The organism is Paraburkholderia solisilvae (assembly GCF_902859875.1).
In the GTDB taxonomy this organism is placed as follows: Bacteria; Pseudomonadota; Gammaproteobacteria; order Burkholderiales; family Burkholderiaceae; genus Paraburkholderia; species Paraburkholderia solisilvae.
This window is the reverse complement of the sequence record NZ_CADIKF010000069.1, coordinates 1-19156: the sequence shown is the minus strand read 5'-3', so window position 1 is coordinate 19156 and position 19156 is coordinate 1. Positions and strand designations below refer to the sequence as shown.

Genomic DNA, 19156 nt, shown 5'->3' with positions numbered 1-19156 from the left:
ACGGTTAAACCTATATTGTGCCTGAAAAAGGTAGTGCTTCCCTAAAATGAGGGCGCGCGGCGAAATAAACAGATCGTTTTTGCCGTTCAGCCGACACCGCCTTACCAGGCTCCAACGCGCTTCGCGCGAGCTCCATCGCAGCGTCGATGCGTCAGCCTTTCAGCGTCTGCTCGAGCACGTGCAGCTCGTGATTCAGCTGCGCGTCCTTGCCCCGTTCGTCCGCGATCTTGCGTACCGCGTGCAGCACGGTCGTATGGTCGCGGCCGCCGAAGAGTTCGCCGATTTCCGGCAGGCTCTTTTGCGTCAATTCCTTCGCGAGGTACATCGCGATCTGCCGCGGGCGCGCGATGTTCGCGGGCCGCTTCTTCGAATACATGTCCGCGACCTTGATGCTGTAGAAGTCCGCGACCGTCTTCTGAATGTTTTCGACAGAAATCTGCCGGTTCTGAACCGTCAGCAAATCTTTGAGCGCTTCTTTCGTCAGTTCGATCGAGATTTCGCGGCCGTGGAATTTCGAGTACGCGAGAATCTTGCGCAGCGCGCCTTCGAGTTCGCGCACGTTCGAGCGCAGATGCTTCGCGACGAAGAACGCGACGTCTTCGCTCAGGCTCACGCCTTCCGATTGCGCCTTGCGCATCAGAATCGCGACGCGCATTTCGAGCTCGGGCGGTTCGATCGCGACCGTCAGGCCCGAGTCGAAGCGCGAGATCAGGCGGTCGTCGATGCCGGAGATTTCCTTCGGATACGTGTCGCTGGTGATGATCACCTGCGCCTTGTTCGCGACCAGCGCCTCGAACGCGTAGAAGAACTCTTCCTGCGTGCGCGACTTGCCCGAGAAGAACTGGATATCGTCGATCAGCAGCAGGTCGAGCGAGTGGTAGTAGCGCTTGAAGTCGTCGAATGCTTTGCGCTGGTACGCCTTCACGACGTCCGACACGTACTGTTCCGCATGGATGTAGCGGATGCGCGCGCCGGCTTTGTCCATCAGCAGCTGGTTGCCGATTGCGTGGATCAGGTGCGTCTTGCCGAGGCCCACGCCGCCGTACAGGAACAGCGGGTTGTACGACACGCCCGGGTTGTCCGCGACCTGAATGGCCGCGGCGCGCGCGAGCTGGTTCGCCTTGCCGGTGACGAAATTGTCGAAGGTCAGCACCGGGTTCAGCTTCGAACGCTCGTACATCGAGTCGGTCTCGCCGTTGCCGTTTGCCGCGCCGCTCTGCGCGGGGCGCCAGGTGCGGCGGCCGGCGGCCGCTTCGTTCGCGTCGAGACTGGGGAGGTCGAGGTCGGCGGAGTCGTCGGTGGCGGTTTGCTGCGAAGAAGCGTGGCCGTGGGCCGCGTGATGGGCGGAAGCGTTTGCGGCGCCTGCCGACGCCATGCCCATACCGGCGCCCACGCGCGCGGCCTGAGCCGCCTGCACGGCGCTCACCGCCGCGCCCACCGCTGCCACGCCGCCGTTCAGCGGCGACGGACGCGCCTGGGCTTGCGCCTGCTGCGGCGCGCTGCGCATCGATGCTTTGGGATCGAGAACGAACTGCACGTCGACCGCGGTATGCCAGAAGTCGCGTGCGAGGTCCGTGATGCGACCGGAAAACTGGCTCTTGACCCAGTCGAGCTTGAACCGGTTCGGTGCCGCGATGCTCAACGTGTTCGCGTCGGCGTCGAAGGCGACCGGGGCCAACGGTTTGATCCACGTCACGTACTGCTGGGGCGTCAATTCACGCTCCAGCAATGCGGAACAGTGTTGCCAGAATTCGTTCATCAGGTCGCTGTCGTTATGGTTGCACCGCGCATTCGCCGCTGCTCTGTCACTCAACACGCGACGGGGCCCGAAGCAGCCGGACGAAACAGCCCCACACGCTTGCGCCACAAGGGTTTGCGGCTGAAAGCGCAGCGCAGCGGCAGGCAGGATTCTTGGGATGTAAGGCGAGATTCTAAACCCAAATCGACCCGGAAAGTTGAGTTATCCACAGGGCGCGATCAACTGCGCTCGTCATATTTGACCCGCCGGACGTGCGCCTAAGCTATTGACGACCAAAAGAAAACCGGTTTAAATAGCGGGTTCCGCAGAAACCAATTTCTCGCGCCACCCGGTCGATGTAAAGCGTCAAGGCCGCACCGGGTCGCCAAGCGCCTTGTTCCAACGCGCCGCACAGTCCGCGAGCGGTTCTGAGCGGTCCGAAGTGGACATTTCACACAAGAAAGTGAGAGCAACATGAAACGTACTTACCAGCCTTCCGTTACCCGTCGCAAGCGCACCCATGGCTTCCGCGTGCGCATGAAGACCGCCGGCGGCCGCAAGGTCATCAACGCTCGCCGCGCGAAGGGCCGTAAGCGCCTCGCCATCTAAGGCAGGCGCGGTCGTCGTCATCAGCGGTCTTTGCGCAACTTCATCTGGAGTGCCCCGCGCTGTGGCTGATCCCCGCGATGTGGCGGGAGCGGCAGCTGTGGCGCAGCAATCGGGTCTCACCGCCCGCTTGCCGCAAGCGCAAGCCGCCTTTCCCAAAGCCGCCCGGCTGCTCAAAACGGATGAGTTCTCATCCGTTTTTCGTTTGCGCCCGTGGCGGCGTACCGCGCATTTCGTCGTCTATGCGCGGCCGACCGGGAACGACGCGCGGCTCGGCCTCGTGATCGGCAAGAAGTATGCGCCGCGCGCCGCCACGCGGAATATGATCCGCCGGCTCGCGCGCGAAGCGTTCCGGGTGCGTCGCGCGGATTTCGGCGGGTGGGACGTGTTGATCAGGCTGCACACGAAGATCGACAAGAAAGCTTTCCCCAGTGGTGCGTCGGTGCCGTTGAAGGCGTTGTGTCGCGGTGAGATCGACTCGCTGCTGGACAAGGTGATGCGCGAGATCGCGCGGCGGGAAGCCGCGGCGCCCGCGGTCACCGCGGCCGGCGCTGTCGCGCCGCCTGCAGCGCCATGAAGCCTTCGGCTTCCGTTGTCGAGCGCCTGCGCGATGCTGCTATCGGGCGGGCGCGACGAGCTGGCAACAGCCGGCTTTTCCACATGCGCGGCGCGGTTCGGCCGCTCTAGCCATGCAAACGGTACTGTTCGCTTTACTGCGGTTTTACAAAGTTGCCTTGAGTCCGCTGCTCGGCAACCGGTGCCGGTTTTATCCTTCCTGTTCTGATTACGCGCGCGAAGCAATCCAGTATCATGGCGCCGCGCATGGAACATACCTCGCCGTCAGGCGTCTGTGCCGCTGCCATCCGTTTTCGGCCGGCGGCGTCGATCTTGTCCCGCCACCCCATTCTGAAAAGCGCTGAGGCGCTCTCGCCTCGACACTGAGACAACGCATGGATATCAAACGCACGGTCCTATGGGTCATCTTCTTCGTATCGGTTGTCATGCTATTCGACAACTGGCAGCGCTCCCATGGGCACCCGTCGATGTTCTTCCCGAGCGCCACGCCGACGCGCACCGAAACCACCGCGGCGTCCGGCACGACGACGCCCGGCACGCAGCCCGCGGATCTGCCGCAGACCGCGGCTAACGCCGGCGGCGCGCCCGGAACCACGCCGGCGCCCACCGAGCAGAAGGCCGCGCTGGTGCCGTTCAGCACCGATGTCTATCGCGGCGAGATCGATACGCGCGGCGGCACGCTGTCGAAGCTGACGCTCGTCAAGCAAGGTGATGGTAAGCAACCGGATCTCGTGATCACGCTGTTCGATCACACGAAGGACCACACGTATCTCGCGCGCACGGGCCTCTTTGGTGGCGATTTCCCGAACCATAACGACGTCTTCACGCCGGTGCCGAACCAGGTGCACGACCTCGCGGGCAATGCGAACACGCTGAAGATCAGCCTCGAGTCGCCGCCGAAAGGCGGGGTGAAGGTCATCAAGACGTACACGTTCACGCGTGGCAGTTATGTGATCAACGTCGATACGAAGGTCGAGAACGTCGGCGCCACGGCGGTCGCGCCGACCGCGTATATGGAACTCGTGCGCGACAGCGAGCCGGTCGAAACGCCGCGCTTCTCGCATACGTTCATCGGGCCGGCAGTGTTCACGTCGGAGCATCACTTCCAGAAGCTGTCGTTTAGCGACGTCGACAAGAACAAGGACGACTACGCGACTTCCGCCGACAACGGCTGGATCGCGATGGTCCAGCATTACTTCGCGTCCGCGTGGATTCCGCAGCAGGGCGTGAAGCGCAATATCTACATCAACAAGATCGACCCGCAGTTGTATCGCGTCGGCGTCACGCAGCAGTTGCCGACTATTCAGCCGGGCCAGTCGTATGACGTGTCCGCGCGCCTGTTCGCCGGTCCGGAAGAAGAGCGCATGCTCGAAGGCATCGCGCCGGGCCTCGAACTCGTGAAGGACTACGGCTGGGTGACGATCATCGCGAAGCCGCTGTTCTGGCTGCTCGAGAAGATCCACAGCTATGTGGGCAACTGGGGCTGGGCGATCGTGCTGCTCACGCTGCTGATCAAGGCGGTGTTCTTCCCGCTGTCCGCGGCCAGCTACAAGTCGATGGCGCGCATGAAGGAAATCACGCCGCGTATGCAGGCGCTGCGCGAACGCTTCAAGGGCGATCCGCAGAAGATGAACCAGGCGCTGATGGAGCTCTACAAGACCGAGAAGGTGAATCCGTTCGGCGGCTGTCTGCCGGTCGTGATTCAGATTCCGGTGTTTATCTCGCTGTACTGGGTGCTGCTGTCGTCGGTGGAAATGCGCGGCGCGCCGTGGGTGCTGTGGATTCACGATCTGTCGCAACAGGATCCGTTCTACATCCTGCCGGTGCTGATGGCCGTCTCGATGTTCATTCAGACGAAGCTGAACCCGACGCCGCCGGACCCGGTTCAGGCCAAGATGATGATGTTCATGCCGATCGCGTTCTCGGTGATGTTCTTCTTCTTCCCGGCGGGTCTCGTGCTGTACTACGTGGTGAACAACGTGCTGTCGATCGCGCAGCAGTACTACATCACGCGGATGATGGGTGTGGGAAAGAAGAAGCCTGCTTGAGGCTGACTGACACGGTTACGCGCTTGATGGTCTGACGCGGGCTTGAACGAGGAACGGAGCTGAAGCTGGCGCCGTTCGTCGGGATCGCAGTAAAACCGCTCAGGCAATAAAAAAGCCGCCCTTCAGGACGGCCTCAGACTGCTGACAAAGCCCCGGTTCTAGCCGGGGCTTTGTCGTTTAACGGGCGCATCAGTCACGCCGAAGAACCTCGAAGCCCCCGACACTCGCACCCACCAGCATGAACGCTCGCGATGCTCACGCATCAGTCCTCTTCGACCTCACCGTAAAATTGCGCAACCAGCTCCTGCACGAGGTAACGATGGTGCGGCGCCAACGCTTCGATCTTGTTCGCCAATTCGATTGACTCGGGTGAAACCGGATACTTCTCTTCCGGTGGCGGAGGCGGTGGCGGCGGCGCCTTGGTTTTCTTCTTCGTCGCCGGGACCTTCGGCGAAGGACCGTAGTGCAGCCAGTGCAAGTCGACGCCGAGCGCTTTCGCCAGCGTTTCGAGCTTGTCGTGTTTTGGAATGGTGCGGCCCTTCAGCCATTTGTCCACGGTCTGCGTGGACACCGGCTCGCCTTGATAGCGCAAATTGAAAAAACGCGCGAGCTCGGTTGGACCGTCCGGCTTCTCCGGAACGCGTCTTAACGCGAGCTTCAGGCGATCGGCAAAGGCCCGTTTTTCGTCAGTGGTAGGCATGCCGAGATTGTGCAATTCGATTCTCAAGTCGTAGCCAACCAGATAGGCTAGATTTAGCCCATTCGAGATAGAGGTAACTCAGTTAGGACGCGGGTCAGACGACGCCTTATAGATCTTCGATTCGTCTCAAAACCTCGTGGCTACGTCAATTTCGCATGAGATCAACATCGGAGCATTCTTAATTTCTCTGTTGTTTACCTTATCTCAATTAAGATAAGTCTGCATGTGCGGCGCGATAACCAGGACTGGACGCCGCCCTGAAAGCACGCCATCCCCACGCGTTACAATGCTCGGCGCTTGAAACACCCCGTCGCGCCGTGCAGCTTGCGACTTTTCAGATTTGCAATTCACCATGCTCTCAACCGACTCCGATCCGATCGTCGCTATCGCCACCGCTCCGGGCCGAGGCGGAATCGGCGTCGTGCGGATTTCGTTTGGACGAGCAGGGCAAGCGGCCGCCGATATCCTGATGCGTGCGCTCACCGGTCAATTGCTGAAGCCGCGGCACGCGAGCTACGTCGGATTTCTCGACGAAGCCGGCAACCCGCTCGATCGCGGCATCGCGCTGTACTTCCCGGCGCCGCATTCGTACACCGGCGAGCACGTGCTCGAACTGCAGGGCCACGGCGGCCCGATCGTGCTGCAGCTCGTGCTGCAACGCTGCGTCGACGCCGGCAAGGCGTTCGCGCTGCGCCTCGCCGAACCCGGCGAATTCACACGTCGAGCATTCCTCAACGACAAACTGGACCTCGCGCAGGCGGAAGCGGTCGCGGATCTGATCGAAGCGAGCACCGAAGCGGCGGCGCGCTCGGCCGGCCGGTCGCTCGAAGGCGCGTTCTCGCGCGACATCCACGCGCTGGTCGAAGACGTGATCACGCTGCGGATGCTGGTCGAAGCGACGCTCGATTTCCCCGAAGAAGAAATCGACTTCCTCGAAGCCGCCGACGCACGCGGCAAGCTCGCGCGCATCCGCGATCGGCTGGCAGCGGTGCTCAGCGACGCGCGGCAGGGCGCATTGCTGCGTGAGGGTTTGTCGGTCGTGCTCGCGGGCCAGCCGAACGTCGGCAAGTCGTCGTTGCTGAATGCGCTTGCGGGCGCCGAACTGGCAATCGTCACGCCGATCGCCGGCACGACGCGCGACAAGGTCGCGCAGACGATCCAGATCGAAGGGATTCCGCTGCACGTGATCGATACGGCCGGGCTGCGCGACACGGAGGACGAGGTCGAGAAGATCGGTATTGCGCGCACGTGGAACGAGATCGAGAAAGCGGACGTCGTGTTGCATCTGCTCGATGCGCGCACCGGCATGACCGCCGAAGACGACCGCATTGCCGAGCGTTTTCCGAAAGGCGTGCCCGTCGTGCGCGTGTTGAACAAGACGGATCTGACCGAATTCCCGCCAGCCGTGCGCGTACTCGACGACGCCCGCGCCGTCGACTTGCGCGAAGTCCGCCTGTCGGCCAAACACGGCGACGGCATTGCGTTACTGCGCGCGGAGCTATTGCGAATTGCCGGCTGGCAGGCGGGCGCGGAGAGCGTGTATCTCGCGCGCGAACGTCATCTGATTGCGCTACGCGCCGCGGCCGAACACCTGGCGCTTGCGGCTCGGCACGCCGACCAGAACGCGCAGGCGCTGGATCTCTTCGCCGAGGAATTGCGGCTCGCGCAGGATCAATTGAATTCGATCACCGGTGAATTCACCTCCGATGATCTGTTGGGTGTGATTTTCAGCCGGTTCTGCATCGGCAAATAGCGCTGCTGCGACAATTGTCGCGACGGTCGTCGAAACGACGCATCCCGCTACGCCAACCGCATCACAATGGGCAACTCCTGCGTACCGTCCGCCGCCTCGACCGGATGCGGGAACATCACGCCAAACCCACCGGCGTCGAATTCATCGAGTTCGACCAGCAGGCTGTCGATCGCGCAGAGTTGGACTTTGGTGAGCATCGGCGCTTCGAGCAGCCGGTGCAGGCGCTCTCGCCAATAAACCGATGAAAGGATCGGACCGCCGAAATCGCCGGTCAACGATGGACGCATGACACGCGCGATATGTGCGATATCGCGATCGAGCAACCCGTTCATATGCGCCCCCCGCTGCAATTATCAGGTCCGACGTTCTCTTACATCTGATGTTCTGATGATTACTCTAGTCCCGATTGCCCGGCCGCGCCAGCGTCGCGAGCATGCAGATCGTATTTGATGCGCAATGGGAAACCGATGCTCACATAAACAACAATACGCGCGCGATTGAAGCCGCAATCGGGCGAATAGCAGGGCGATCAGGGAGCAATTCGGAGGGTGCGGCGAAGAGAGCTTGGTTGCGGCAGGAACGACCAGATCTTGAGCGCGGAAGCCGGCATCGACACGAAACACGGATGGGCCGCTCAACACACTTCGCGAACGCGCGGCAAGAAGACGACACGACCAGGTTCAGCGTGGATCGGTATTGGATGAAGGCGCCTCGCCGCCGTGCCCCAACCCTAAGCTGCACAACGTAGTCAGCACGAGACTCATCAACATCAGCGCCAATACGGCCGCGAAGTACGCCATCCACGAAAACGAATAAACGACCACGGACGCCTCCCGCGATCCGGAAAGAACCCGGCTTCCGGAAAGCTCAGTGATGCAGCAGGCTACGGATCGGGTGCCGCCAATCCATCCGGCGCGCCGCTTCAAATTCTTCCTCGAGCTGATGACGATGTTCTTGCCAAAGCTCATCCGAAAACAGGAAAGCGACGATCAGAAGCGGCACAATCAGAAACGCGCCCAGAACCAGATGCTCGATCACATTTGCCTCCGTGGATCGATGTTAACCCGCCATTTCATTGTAGGCGTCCTACCTACTGCTGCGTGCATTTCATGTGGGTGAGCACGCACAATCTTCAATGAGACTGCAGACCGTACCGCGCTCACCGTCACGTGAACGATTAGCGGATCACCCGCGAAAAGCGCACACATCAGGCAGCCGCTTTCTTCCAGGCCGCCGCGAGCATACCGGCCCCAATCAGTAACGTTCCACCCGTACGATTCACAGCAAGTTGCACGCCCGGTTTGCGGATCGCGCGGCGCGCCGCCGACGCTAGCAATGCGTAACCGAGCGCATTGAACGTCGCGAGCCCGACGAAGGTCGCCTCGAACAATGCGATCTGCGACCACGTCGCGGCCTGCGCATCGATAAACTGCGGCACAAACGCGACAAAAAATACAATGCTCTTCGGGTTGAGCGCGGTCACCGCATACGCGTGCGCGAAGATGCGGCCGGTGCGCGTTTCAGCGCTCGCGGCAAGCGAACTGTCTTCGGCCTGGACCGGCGCACGCCACAGCTTCACGCCCAGGTAGATCAGGTATGCCGCGCCGACCCATTTCAGCGCGGTAAACAGTGTCGCGGATGCGGCGAGAATCACGCCCAGGCCGAGCATCGATGCGGTCATCGACGTCAGGTCGCCGAGCGCGACGCCGGCGGTAGTGACAAGCGCGTAGCGCCGGCCGTGGCCGAGCGCGTACGACACCACGAGCAGCACAGTGGGACCGGGGATGGCGACGAGAATCGCGGATGCGATCGCGAACGGAAGCCAGTGGGCCAGCGTCATAACAATAGTCTCCCTGGAAGGTCGCTCGATTTATCCACGAACTTTCCCGAAGCGCAAGACCAACCGAGCGTCGCACATCCGTCGGACGGCCGTTGTCGTTCTGGCATCGTTTTTATTCTCCGTTTGCCACATCCAGCCGTGCTTTTTCGCCAACCGGATTAATGACTTTGTGTGCATCGCATCAACCCGTTTCAACGTGTTTAGCGATTCGCTTAAATCGTTATTCTCGTAAACGAGAATATGAGGCGCAAAGGATTGTCGGACAAAGCGATCGACCACAACGAGCTTCACTCGTCACATTGAAAACGCATCGCTTTTATTCAGAACCGCATCTCACGAATCGCACTCATGACGCTGCGACAATCGGCCGCTATTGCAAACGCACACAAGTCGTGCTTGTCGTTGCGCAAACATCTTCTACAGTCAAAGTTGCGGGTGTCTCCCTGAAGTTAAATACATAGCTAACCTTAGTATTAACCCGCAGGAGGTTTTTTATGAAGATGCGAGTTGCGGTTCTCTTCGTGATGGCAGGATTCGCTGCGGCTGCGACGTCAGCCGCGCAGGCGCAGGATGCCGTCGTCAAACCTCAGCAGACCATCCAGTTCAAGCCGAATTCATATGGCTGTCTGTCGAAGGAAAAGCTCGATGCGGTGAATCAGCACGAAAAGGCGGGCGAACAGCAGCAGATGCAGGAGTATTTCTCCGGCTTCCAATGCCTGTCCACCCCTGAAAATGCGACTTTCCGAATCGTGCGTGTCGTCGGACATGAAGTCGAATTCGTGAATGCGGCGAATAGCGACACCGAAGGTCTGTGGACCAACGACCGGTTTATCAAGCAATAGTGCGATTTCACCCGACACTGCGTCGGGAAAAATCTGACAGCGCCGGTCTTTAGAAGACCGAATAGCTTTGGCACTTTGCGCAAACGGCTGGGTGATAATCGCCCAGCCGTTTTACTTTTGCTCAGGCGCTTGATGCGGCTGCCGTTAATCCGATGCCATGCGCATCGGTGAATGGCGCGACCGGTCGCGCCGGTCGCGCCGCGCGCCAGATGGTTGCGACCAACGGCCATCGCCCCGAAGCGCAACCGCGCGTGTACTTGCCGGCCGGCCATCATTCGCCATCGCGTTGTCATACCGAACCGGCAGATTCGGTATCATCACGCTCCTCCTGCCTCCCATTCGCTGATTTGCGGCTTACCGCGGCACGTTCGTTGCTTCGTCTTAAATCATGGGAAGCCGAGCGGCGGCTGCAGCGGACGGAAACGTCCATCGCGGCAGCGCTCCCGGCAAAAGCTGTTTCATCGGCGAGACGCGCGTGACGCGCGACAAGAGGCAGTATCAGAATGGCACGCTATTACGGCCCCGAATCACTCTTTACTATCCGGTCCGCGTTTGCGGGGCCGGGACTTTCCATGGCGCTCAAATCGACAATCTATAAGGCCGAACTCCAGATCGCCGATATGGACCGGCACTACTACGCCGACCACTCGCTGACTATCGCGTTGCATCCGTCCGAAACCGCCGAGCGGATGATGGTCCGCGTGGCCGCGTTCGCGCTTTTCGCGCAGGAAAGGCTGGAGTTCTGCAAAGGACTCTCGGACGCCGACGAGCCTGATTTGTGGCAGAAGGACCTGACCGGCGCGATCGAAACGTGGATCGACGTCGGCCAGCCGGACGAACGGCGCATCGCGAAGGCGAGCGGGCGCGCCAACGACGTGACCGTGATCGCATATGGCGGCCGGACCTCCGACATCTGGTGGCAGGGCGTGCGCAGCAAGGTGGAACGGCTGCGCAACGTGACCGTCTGGTCGCTCGCCGACGGCGTCGCCGACGAGCTGGGCGCGCTCGCCGAACGGACGATGCGTCTGCAGTGCACCGTGCAGGACGGCGCCGCGTGGCTCGGCAGCGCCGACGCGGATGCGGTGCCGATCGAATGGACGGTGCTGAAGGAGGCGTCCAACGCGCGGTCGGTCCCGCACGGCGCTAAATGAGCACGCGCGCCGCGCTCGCACGCACCGCGGCGAACTACTACTAGAGCGAAGTCGCCCGGGCCGCCTCTGGCGGCCCCTTCAGCTCGACCATGTTGCCTTCCGGATCGAACAGGTACAGCGACGGACCGAATCCGTCCGCGCCGTAGCGCACCGCCTTTTCGCCGATGCGAGCGCCACGCTCGACCAGATGCGCCTCGAGCGCGGCTTGATCGAACGGCTCGATGCGCAGGCACAGGTGATCCATATTGCGACCGGCCCCCGGAGAACCGCTGTCCGGGCGATCGATCTTCGCGCCAACCTGCAGCAGATCGATCAGCGAGCGTCCCGCGCGCAGCTGCGTCAATCCGATGTCGCGCTGTTCCTTCTCGACGCTGCAGCCCAGTGCGTCGCAATAGAAGCGCGTCATCGCGTCGACGTCTGCAACCCTGATGACCACATGGTCAATTTCGCGGATGTGAAACTTCATGGTTGCCGCCTCTCGACTGGTTCCGATCGTGATGAAGAGTGTAAGGGAAAGGCGCGGCGGCCAGGCGGAGCGGGCGAGGCGAACAGGGAGTAGATCAGGACACGCGCGCGGCGCGCCTGCGCTGCATAGACGCACGCCCCCGGAAAACCGCAAAGACGAAATGTATGGACGAAAAAAAGCCCGCTGATTTGAGCGGGCTGAATCCATATCAGGAGGAGACATGGAGGAGACAGGAATCACTATACACAACGGCCTACCGCGGCGCAATATTTTTTTAAGGGAAAACCCGATGTTGTGTCGTTTTGCCGCGCCGGCATAACGTGACGCCGTTTTGCCCCCAATATTCGGGGACTCGCTGCCCGCCTAGCAATGACAGAGCAAGAACCGGAGCGTAGTGTGTCGACGTGCGCCGTAAATTGGGAACCGTCGAAACCTTGTCCGCGAGCGCTGACGATGAAAACCGCTTACTCCACAGATTCAGATCGCTGGGCCGCCGTCGCGCATCACGATGCGCGGGCGGACGGCGCGTTCTTCTACGCCGTGAAGACCACCGGCGTATTCTGCCGTCCGTCGTGCTCGTCGCGGCAGCCGCGCCGCGAAAACGTCGAGTTCTTCGCGACGCCGGACGACGCGCGCGCCGCCGGCTATCGCGATTGCAAGCGTTGCCAGCCGGGCGGCCTGCCGCGCGAGATGGAAATCGTGAATCGCGCGTGCGCGGTGCTCGACGCGGATCCGCAGCAGCGGCTGACGCTCGCGCAGCTCGGCGACGCGGTACATATCAGCCCGTTTCATTTGCAACGGCTGTTCAAACGGGTGGTCGGCGTGTCGCCGCGGCAGTATCAGGCCGCGCAACGCGGCGCGGCGCTGCGCGACGCATTGCAGCGCGGCGAGAACGTGACGCGCGCTACCGTCGACGCCGGTTTCGGCTCACCGTCGCGGATGTACGATACGGCGCCGGCCGAGCTCGGCATGGCGCCGTCCGCGTATCGCCGCAAGGGTGCGGGTCTCGTCGTGCGCTACGCGGGCGCGTCGACGGCGCTCGGCGTCGTGCTGGTCGCGGCGACTGACCGCGGCATCTGCAAGATCGCATTCGGCGACGATCAATCGGAACTCGTCGACGGCCTGCGCGAAGCGTTCGCCAACGCGCAACTCATCGAAGACGCGACGACGCTCGCGCCGTTCGTCGCGCAGATCGACGCGTATTTGCGCGGGTCGCAGCGGTGTGTCGACCTGCCGCTCGATATCGCGCCGACCGCGTTCCAGCAGCGTGTCTGGGATGCGCTGCGGCGGATTCCGTACGGCGAGACGCGCAGCTATGCGCAAGTCGCGGAAGCGGTCGGTTCGCCGCGCGCGGTGCGGGCTGTCGCCGGCGCCTGCGCGTCGAACCCGGTCGCGCTGGCCATCCCATGCCATCGCGTGCTGCATAAGGACGGCTCGCTGAGCGGCTACCGCTGGGGCGCGCAGCGCAAGGCGGCTTTGCTCGATGCGGAGCGGCAGCGGCAGGGCGGTGCGGCGAACGCGGCATCTTCGTTATCAGGCACGTCTGCGACCCGCGCCCAAGGCACCAGTACATCAGGCACCGGCGAAGCGTCCGTCACGCGCGTATCGGCATCCCGCATGCCGTCTCCAGGCGCGCCCGCGGCCGGCACGTCAGGGACTGGCATTTCCGGGACCAGTGAAGCGCCCGCGACCGGCGAAGCCAGCCCCACTACCACCACCGCCGACCTGGACCACGCCGCTTGAGCCCATCGACCACAAGCACGCTCGAACTGCCGTTCAAAGCACCCTACGACTGGCCACGCACGCTGCGCTTCTTCGCTGGCCGGGCAACGCCCGGCGTCGAAGCGATCGAAGACGGCGCATATCGGCGCGCGATCGAATGGTCCGGCGACGCGGGCACGCTGCAGGTCGCGCTGCACCCGCGCAAGCGCTGCCTCGTCGCGACCATCGACGGCGCCGCCGCGCGCCACGCGCAGGCGCTCGCCACGCCGATTTCGCGGATGTTCGACCTGCACGCCGACCCGCGCGCAATCGGCGGCATTCTCGCCAACGACCCGTGGCTCGCGCCGCTCGTCGACGCCGCGCCGGGCCTGCGCGTGCCGGGCGCGTGGTCCGGCTTCGAGCTGGTGGTGCGCGCGATCGTCGGCCAGCAGGTCAGCGTGAAAGCGGCGACGACGATCATCGGCCGGCTCGTCGAGCGCGCCGGCAGGCGCATCGAAGACCATCCGCACGAGCGCACCGCATGGCGCTTTCCGACACCGGCCGCGCTTGCGCGTGCCGACCTCGCGAAAATCGGCATGCCAGGCAAACGCGTCGCCGCGTTGCAAGGCTTCGCGCAGGCGGTTGCCGACGGTACAGTACCGCTCGACCAGCCGTCCGCGGACACCGCGACACTGCGCTCCGCGCTGCTCGCCTTGCCCGGCATCGGTCCATGGACGGTCGAGTATGTCGCGATGCGCGCATGGCGCGACGCCGACGCGTGGCCCGCGTGGGATCTCGTGCTGATGCAGTCGATCGCGGCCCGCGATCCGGCGCTGATCCGCCCGACCCAGCAGCGCACGCGCACCGACGCCTGGCGGCCGTGGCGCGCCTATGCGGCGATGCATCTGTGGAACGAAGTCACCGACCGGATGGGCGCGGCGCGCGGCGGTTGATTGAGATCGCTAACGGATGCGGCGCACGCGCCGCGGCGCAGGTCGGCCGGCGCCGCCCGTTAAGCATCCAAACAGATTGCGGACCCTGTAAAACACCTGCGCACGGCGTACAGTAGTCGCACCACGGACGCATCGCGCAAGGCCCCATTCAACGCGAATCGTTCCGCCGCGATGTCGGGTCGGAGACACGCAAAGTCACCTCAAGCAGGCGTCGTGGCGAGATGTTAAAGTGCCCGCTACTGAAAATTGCGCCGCACGTGAGGTCGACCGCATCAGGCATGCGGTAGCCGGATACGACAGGCAACGTGCGACATCCCTGAATGCCAAACACGAAATCTTCCCGCACGACCGACGCGCTGGTTCACCGTCTGTCCGTGCTGACTTCCGGCCCGCAGCGCGACGCGCTGATCACGGGCCTGCGCGGCATCGAAAAAGAAAGTTTGCGCGTCACGCGCGACGCTCATCTGGCGATGACGCCGCATCCTCGCGCGCTGGGCTCCGCGCTCACGCACCCCACGCTCACCACCGACTATTCCGAAGCGCTGCTCGAACTGATCACGCCCGCCGAACATGACGCATCGGTCGTGCTCGAGCGGCTCCACACGCTGCACCGTTTCGTCTATTCGCAACTCGGCGACGAGATTCTGTGGAACGACTCGATGCCCGCGCTACTGCCCGAAGACGACCAGATTCCGATCGCACGGTATGGCACGTCGAACATCGGCAGACTGAAGTACGTGTACCGCGTCGGCCTTGCGCTGCGCTACGGCCGCACGATGCAATGCATCGCCGGTATCCACTACAACTATTCGCTGAACGAAGAAGTGTGGCGGCTGCTGCATGTCGATCAGCAATCGACGGCCAATGCGGTCGACTTCCAGTCGGAACGCTATCTCGCGCTGATCCGCAATTTCCGCCGCACGAACTGGCTGTTGATGTATCTGTTCGGCGCGTCGCCGGCACTCGACCGGCGCTTTCTGCACAAGCGCGCGCATACGCTCGATGTATTCGACGCCGACACGTTCTATCGTCCGTACGCAACGAGCCTGCGGATGAGCGACCTCGGCTACTCGAACACGACCGGTCAGTCCGCGCTGCATGCGGACTACGACACGCTGTCCGGTTATCTCGAAGCGCTCGCTGACGCGGTCAGCCAGCCGTACCCCCCCTACGAAGCGATCGGCACCAGGCGCGATGGCGAATGGGTGCAAATCAACACCAACGTGCTGCAGATCGAAAACGAGTTCTACTCGACGATCCGGCCAAAGCGCATCACCTATCCGGGCGAGCGTCCGTTGCATGCGCTCGCGGCACGCGGTGTGCAATACGTCGAAGTGCGCTGCATGGACATCGATCCGTTCGAGCCGACCGGCATTTCGCTCGAAGCCGCGCGCTTCCTCGATGCGTATCTGCTGGTCTGCGCACTCGAAGACAGTGCGCCGCTGCCGCCGCCCGCGTACACGGAAGCGAACCGGAACTTCTGCCTCGTCACGATGGAAGGGCGCAAGCCGGGGCTCGAACTGATGCGCGACGGCCAGCCGGTCGCGATGAGCGCATGGGCCGATCAATTGCTCGATCGCATCGCGATTGCCGCCGCCACGCTCGATCAGCTGCAAGGCGGCGATAGTCATGCACGCGCGGTCGCCGCGCAGCGCGCAAAGCTCGCGGACCCTTCGTTGACGCCTTCGGCGCGCGTGCTGCAAACGATGCGCGACAAACAGCAGAGCTTCCTCGCCTTCGGACTCGCGCAGAGCGAAGCGCATGCGGCGCACTTCAATGCGCAACCGCTCGATGCTGCGTCGATGCAGGAGTTCACGAGGCTGGCCACCGAGTCGCTCGACGCGCAAGCAAAACTCGAATGCGAAGAGGTGGGCTCATTCGATGCGTTCGTGGCCGCCTACCGCGCGTATACGCTGAACCGCTTCAGCGTTTGACGCACGCGCAGCGCCGGCAGCGCGCGTGCGTCGCGAGGTAACGTCTACCCATTTTCGACGCGCCCGCACGTCGCGCCAGCAAGAATTCCACGTCCGTCTCTGGTATTTGTGCCGGCACGTTCAAACACATGAAACACACCCGGCGCGCCCGGGTCCAACAGCTATTGCAGACCGATCGGCGCGCGGCGCAAAAACGCGTGACCGACGCGCTTCGTTCAGGGAGGAAGGCGTGCGATGAAAAGAGGTCTACTCGCGATGTTGTGTGTGCTCGCCGCCGGATGCTCGACACGCGGGCAGGTGAATCCCGACGTGATGCAGATCGCCACCGCGCCGCTCACGTGCACGACGAAAGCCGAATGCGACGCATGGTGGCAACGCGCGCGCACCTGGGTCACCGACCATTCGCGTTACGACGTGACCACCACCACCGATTCGCTGATCCAGACCGCGGGTCCCGATGGCGGCAAACGCGCGCTCGCCTATCAGATCACGAAGACATCGAATAACGACGGAACGTTCACGATCGGCTTTGCCGCGCATTGCGACAGTTCGCTCGGCTGCAAACCGAACCCGTGGGAAGCGGGCGCGGACTTCAAGCAGTTCGTGCGCAGCGGCGCCGCAAACGGCACTGCGCCCGCGCAAACACCGCCACCATCCGCGGCACGGCCCACCGATACGCTGCCCGGACAGACGCAAACATCGCCTACCGGGGAACCCGTGTCGCAATAATCGACGCGCACATCCCGCTGCGCGGTGCGAATGCTTTAAGACTTCTCCGATTGGACTTGAAGATGACCGAATTTATTGTTCGGTCACCCTTAATTCCACAGAGAAGTGCTTATGTACATTCGACTTTTCTTCACGGCCGCATGTGTGGCGCTCGCCGCCGGTTGTACGACATCGTCCGGTCTCACCTATAACCACGATATCGTGACGCTGGCCAACGGCACGCAAGCTCATCGTGTGCAGTGTCTGGGCCTCGCCGAGACCACCGAAAGCTGTATGGATCAGGTCCGTAAAGTCTGCGGCGACAAGCAGGCATTCCGCGTGTCCGCCGTCGATCGCGCGGTCTCCGGCTTCAAGCCCGAAAACGATCCGCGTGAAATCATCTTCACCTGCACGGCGCCAGTCGTCGAGCAGCCGGTGCCGCAAGCCGCACCGCAGCCGGCTCCGAAGCCCGCGCCGACACCCGCGCCGGCGCGCAAGGTGACGCTGCAAGGCGACGCGAACTTCGATCTCAACAGCGCGGCGCTGACGCCGGCCGCCAAGGCCAACCTCGACGAATTCGTGGCGGCCAATCGTGGCGTCGATATCCAGCAACTGACGATCGCCGGCTATACCGATTCGACCGGCTCCGTGGCGTTGAACAACCGACTGTCCGAAGCACGGGCCCGCTCGGTTCAGGCGTACCTCGGCTCGCACGGCTTGCGTGCCGCGCGATACAGCGTCAGCGGCTACGGCAGCGCGTCGCCGGTTGCGTCGAACGCGTCGGCCGACGGCCGCGCGAAGAACCGCCGCGTCGAAATTCAGGTCGACGGCCAGTAACGCGGCGCACCGGTTTTTCTCCGCCAGAGAAAGCGGCCCGACGTTCCCCGGTCCGTATTGTGCGGCGGCATCGGCACCTCGCCGATGCCGTTTTTTTTCGTCCGCACGCGCTCCGACCAACGCGCTGATCGCGTGCCCTTCCGACGGATCAGCCGAAACGTCGACCGGCCACGCCGATAGGGGTAGCCTATCTGCGCGATAGAACCTGCTGCCTAGGCAAGTAAAATTTGCTGTTTACCGTCGCCGTAGCGGACATTTCGTAACGACCTTGATCGCTACTTTGGTCGAACGGACAGTGCCGCGCACCGGTGCCGGCCCGGCGCACTGATAGCCGGCCCGCGTCTTTCCTGCGCTGGACTATGTGACGAACGCAGCCCGCGATTCATTTTTCCCTCGCATAAATTGCATAAAATGACCGATTAGTGGCAAATCATGTCACGCAGACGTCACGTAATGCACGCATCAATAAATCGAAGCCGCGCTGCCCTAGTGCATCAGGCAAGCGCCCATCCCTCTCGCCTCGGCTGACAGAAAAACAACACCCAATGCAGGGTCTCATGGGAATTATGTTGAAACTTAATTGCATAGGCAATATTATGTGAGTCAACGAGTTACGCGCGATCCGCGCCATACGAGACCATGTTCTGACCGCTTCAACGCGTGCCCGCCACGGCCGGCCGCAGAGGAAACCCCGCGATGCTGTACCTGAAAAACACCCTTGGCGGCTTGAGCCGCTCCCTCATCGATTCCGCGCTGCTCAATTTTCAGAAGCCGTATCGCTGGTGGAAACTCGCGCTCTACGCAGTCATGTTCGTGCTGCCGGGCGGATCGCTTGGGGTGTTGTTTCTCGCGTGGATCGACCATCGGCGCGTGCGCCGCGGCGTGAAATCGACGCCGGTCAAGCCGGGCGCGCTGCTGGTCGCGGCGCCGATCAAGGCGAAAGTCCAGTCGGCCGGGCAGGGCATCGCGCCGGGCGCGGCGATCTGCCAGGCGCGCTCCGAAGCGCCCGCCTGCCGCGCAGCCGCTGGCAAGCAGGCTCGTCAGACCTCGGCGGATGCGCGCGTCTGATTAATCGCATCGGGTCGCGTCAATCCGGTACAGCATCGACTGTTCGGCGTATCGGCTGAACGGCCGATGCGGCGCCGGCCGCCGGCCGCTTCTGCGCCCCTGCCTCTCGGCTTCGCCCGTTCGCCTGCCTCTGCCTCTGCCTCTGCCTCTGCCTCTGCCTCTGCCTCTGCCTCTGCCTCTGCCTCTGCCTCTGCCTCTGCCTCTGCCTCTGCCTCTGCCTCTGCCTCTGCCTCTG

The 19156-nt window shown here is 62.8% G+C and carries 20 protein-coding genes; 13 read left to right on the top strand and 7 right to left on the bottom strand.

Features of this window, described 5'->3' with window-relative positions:
- Positions 1 to 151: 151 nt before the first annotated feature.
- Positions 152 to 1759: a chromosomal replication initiator protein DnaA gene (dnaA, locus tag HV675_RS28840; RefSeq protein ID WP_217478288.1), complete on the bottom strand. Its 1608-nt coding sequence runs from the start codon at positions 1757 to 1759 to the stop codon at positions 152 to 154.
- Positions 1760 to 2212: 453 nt separating this feature from the next.
- On the opposite strand from dnaA, the gene rpmH reads away from it, so the two are divergent.
- From rpmH to yidC, 4 genes are all read left to right on the top strand, one after another.
- The gene (gene rpmH, locus HV675_RS28835; protein WP_004198824.1) at positions 2213 to 2347 is read left to right on the top strand and encodes a 50S ribosomal protein L34; all 135 of its coding nucleotides are present in this window, start codon (positions 2213 to 2215) and stop codon (positions 2345 to 2347) included.
- Between the two features lie 79 nt (positions 2348 to 2426).
- Complete coding sequence (gene rnpA / locus HV675_RS28830) at positions 2427 to 2921, top strand: ribonuclease P protein component (RefSeq protein ID WP_175114880.1); 495 nt, start codon at positions 2427 to 2429, stop codon at positions 2919 to 2921.
- Between the two features lie 112 nt (positions 2922 to 3033).
- Positions 3034 to 3264, top strand: coding sequence for a membrane protein insertion efficiency factor YidD (gene yidD, locus HV675_RS28825; RefSeq protein WP_175114866.1), 231 nt, complete (start codon positions 3034 to 3036; stop codon positions 3262 to 3264).
- Between the two features lie 30 nt (positions 3265 to 3294).
- Complete coding sequence (gene yidC, locus HV675_RS28820; RefSeq protein ID WP_175114865.1) at positions 3295 to 4968, top strand: membrane protein insertase YidC; 1674 nt, start codon at positions 3295 to 3297, stop codon at positions 4966 to 4968.
- Positions 4969 to 5230: 262 nt separating this feature from the next.
- On the opposite strand, the gene HV675_RS28815 is transcribed toward yidC, so the two are convergent.
- Positions 5231 to 5668, bottom strand: a complete 438-nt coding sequence (locus HV675_RS28815) for a carph-isopro domain-containing protein (RefSeq protein WP_175114864.1) — start codon at positions 5666 to 5668, stop codon at positions 5231 to 5233.
- A 352-nt stretch (positions 5669 to 6020) separates the two neighbouring features.
- On the opposite strand from HV675_RS28815, the gene mnmE reads away from it, so the two are divergent.
- A complete protein-coding gene (gene mnmE, locus HV675_RS28810) occupies positions 6021 to 7421 on the top strand; it encodes a tRNA uridine-5-carboxymethylaminomethyl(34) synthesis GTPase MnmE (RefSeq protein ID WP_175114863.1) in 1401 nt (466 codons plus the stop codon).
- Positions 7422 to 7468: 47 nt separating this feature from the next.
- On the opposite strand, the gene HV675_RS33020 is transcribed toward mnmE, so the two are convergent.
- The 3 genes from HV675_RS33020 to HV675_RS28795 all read right to left on the bottom strand — a co-directional run bounded on the left by HV675_RS33020 (position 7469) and on the right by HV675_RS28795 (position 9261).
- Entirely contained in the window at positions 7469 to 7696 is a 228-nt protein-coding gene (locus HV675_RS33020; protein WP_175114862.1) for a hypothetical protein, read from the bottom strand.
- Between the two features lie 592 nt (positions 7697 to 8288).
- Positions 8289 to 8459 carry a hypothetical protein gene (locus tag HV675_RS28800; protein ID WP_175114861.1) on the bottom strand — a complete coding sequence of 57 codons (171 nt, stop codon included), beginning with the start codon at positions 8457 to 8459 and terminating at the stop codon, positions 8289 to 8291.
- 169 nt (positions 8460 to 8628) lie between these two features.
- Positions 8629 to 9261 (bottom strand): LysE family translocator, encoded by a 633-nt coding sequence (locus HV675_RS28795; RefSeq protein WP_175114860.1) that lies wholly within the window; start codon positions 9259 to 9261, stop codon positions 8629 to 8631.
- A 494-nt stretch (positions 9262 to 9755) separates the two neighbouring features.
- Here HV675_RS28795 and sap1 point away from each other — a divergent pair, with 494 nt between their 5' ends.
- Both sap1 and HV675_RS28785 read left to right on the top strand, forming a co-directional pair.
- Positions 9756 to 10103, top strand: a complete 348-nt coding sequence (gene sap1, locus HV675_RS28790) for a surface attachment protein Sap1 (RefSeq protein ID WP_175114859.1) — start codon at positions 9756 to 9758, stop codon at positions 10101 to 10103.
- A gap of 572 nt (positions 10104 to 10675) precedes the next feature.
- Positions 10676 to 11254, top strand: a complete 579-nt coding sequence (locus tag HV675_RS28785; protein WP_175114858.1) for a YaeQ family protein — start codon at positions 10676 to 10678, stop codon at positions 11252 to 11254.
- Between the two features lie 40 nt (positions 11255 to 11294).
- On the opposite strand, the gene HV675_RS28780 is transcribed toward HV675_RS28785, so the two are convergent.
- Positions 11295 to 11720 carry a VOC family protein gene (locus HV675_RS28780; RefSeq protein ID WP_175114857.1) on the bottom strand — a complete coding sequence of 142 codons (426 nt, stop codon included), beginning with the start codon at positions 11718 to 11720 and terminating at the stop codon, positions 11295 to 11297.
- Positions 11721 to 12173: 453 nt separating this feature from the next.
- Here HV675_RS28780 and ada point away from each other — a divergent pair, with 453 nt between their 5' ends.
- From ada to HV675_RS28750, 6 genes are all read left to right on the top strand, one after another.
- Complete coding sequence (gene ada, locus HV675_RS28775) at positions 12174 to 13463, top strand: bifunctional DNA-binding transcriptional regulator/O6-methylguanine-DNA methyltransferase Ada (RefSeq protein WP_217478287.1); 1290 nt, start codon at positions 12174 to 12176, stop codon at positions 13461 to 13463.
- The gene (locus HV675_RS28770; protein WP_175114856.1) at positions 13460 to 14374 is read left to right on the top strand and encodes a DNA-3-methyladenine glycosylase family protein; all 915 of its coding nucleotides are present in this window, start codon (positions 13460 to 13462) and stop codon (positions 14372 to 14374) included. Before ada ends, HV675_RS28770 begins: the two co-directional genes overlap by 4 nt.
- Before the next feature lie 320 nt (positions 14375 to 14694).
- On the top strand, positions 14695 to 16308 hold the full coding sequence (gene gshA, locus HV675_RS28765) for a glutamate--cysteine ligase (RefSeq protein WP_175114855.1): 1614 nt from the start codon (positions 14695 to 14697) through the stop codon (positions 16306 to 16308).
- A 234-nt stretch (positions 16309 to 16542) separates the two neighbouring features.
- On the top strand, positions 16543 to 17037 hold the full coding sequence (locus HV675_RS28760; protein ID WP_175114854.1) for a hypothetical protein: 495 nt from the start codon (positions 16543 to 16545) through the stop codon (positions 17035 to 17037).
- 111 nt (positions 17038 to 17148) lie between these two features.
- Positions 17149 to 17853, top strand: coding sequence for an OmpA family protein (locus HV675_RS28755; protein WP_175114853.1), 705 nt, complete (start codon positions 17149 to 17151; stop codon positions 17851 to 17853).
- 696 nt (positions 17854 to 18549) lie between these two features.
- Positions 18550 to 18921, top strand: a complete 372-nt coding sequence (locus tag HV675_RS28750; RefSeq protein WP_175114852.1) for a hypothetical protein — start codon at positions 18550 to 18552, stop codon at positions 18919 to 18921.
- On the opposite strand, the gene HV675_RS32280 is transcribed toward HV675_RS28750, so the two are convergent.
- Positions 18894 to 19156 (bottom strand): hypothetical protein (locus HV675_RS32280; protein WP_217478286.1); only part of this gene is annotated, 263 nt, incomplete at its 5' end. The genes HV675_RS28750 and HV675_RS32280 overlap by 28 nt on opposite strands.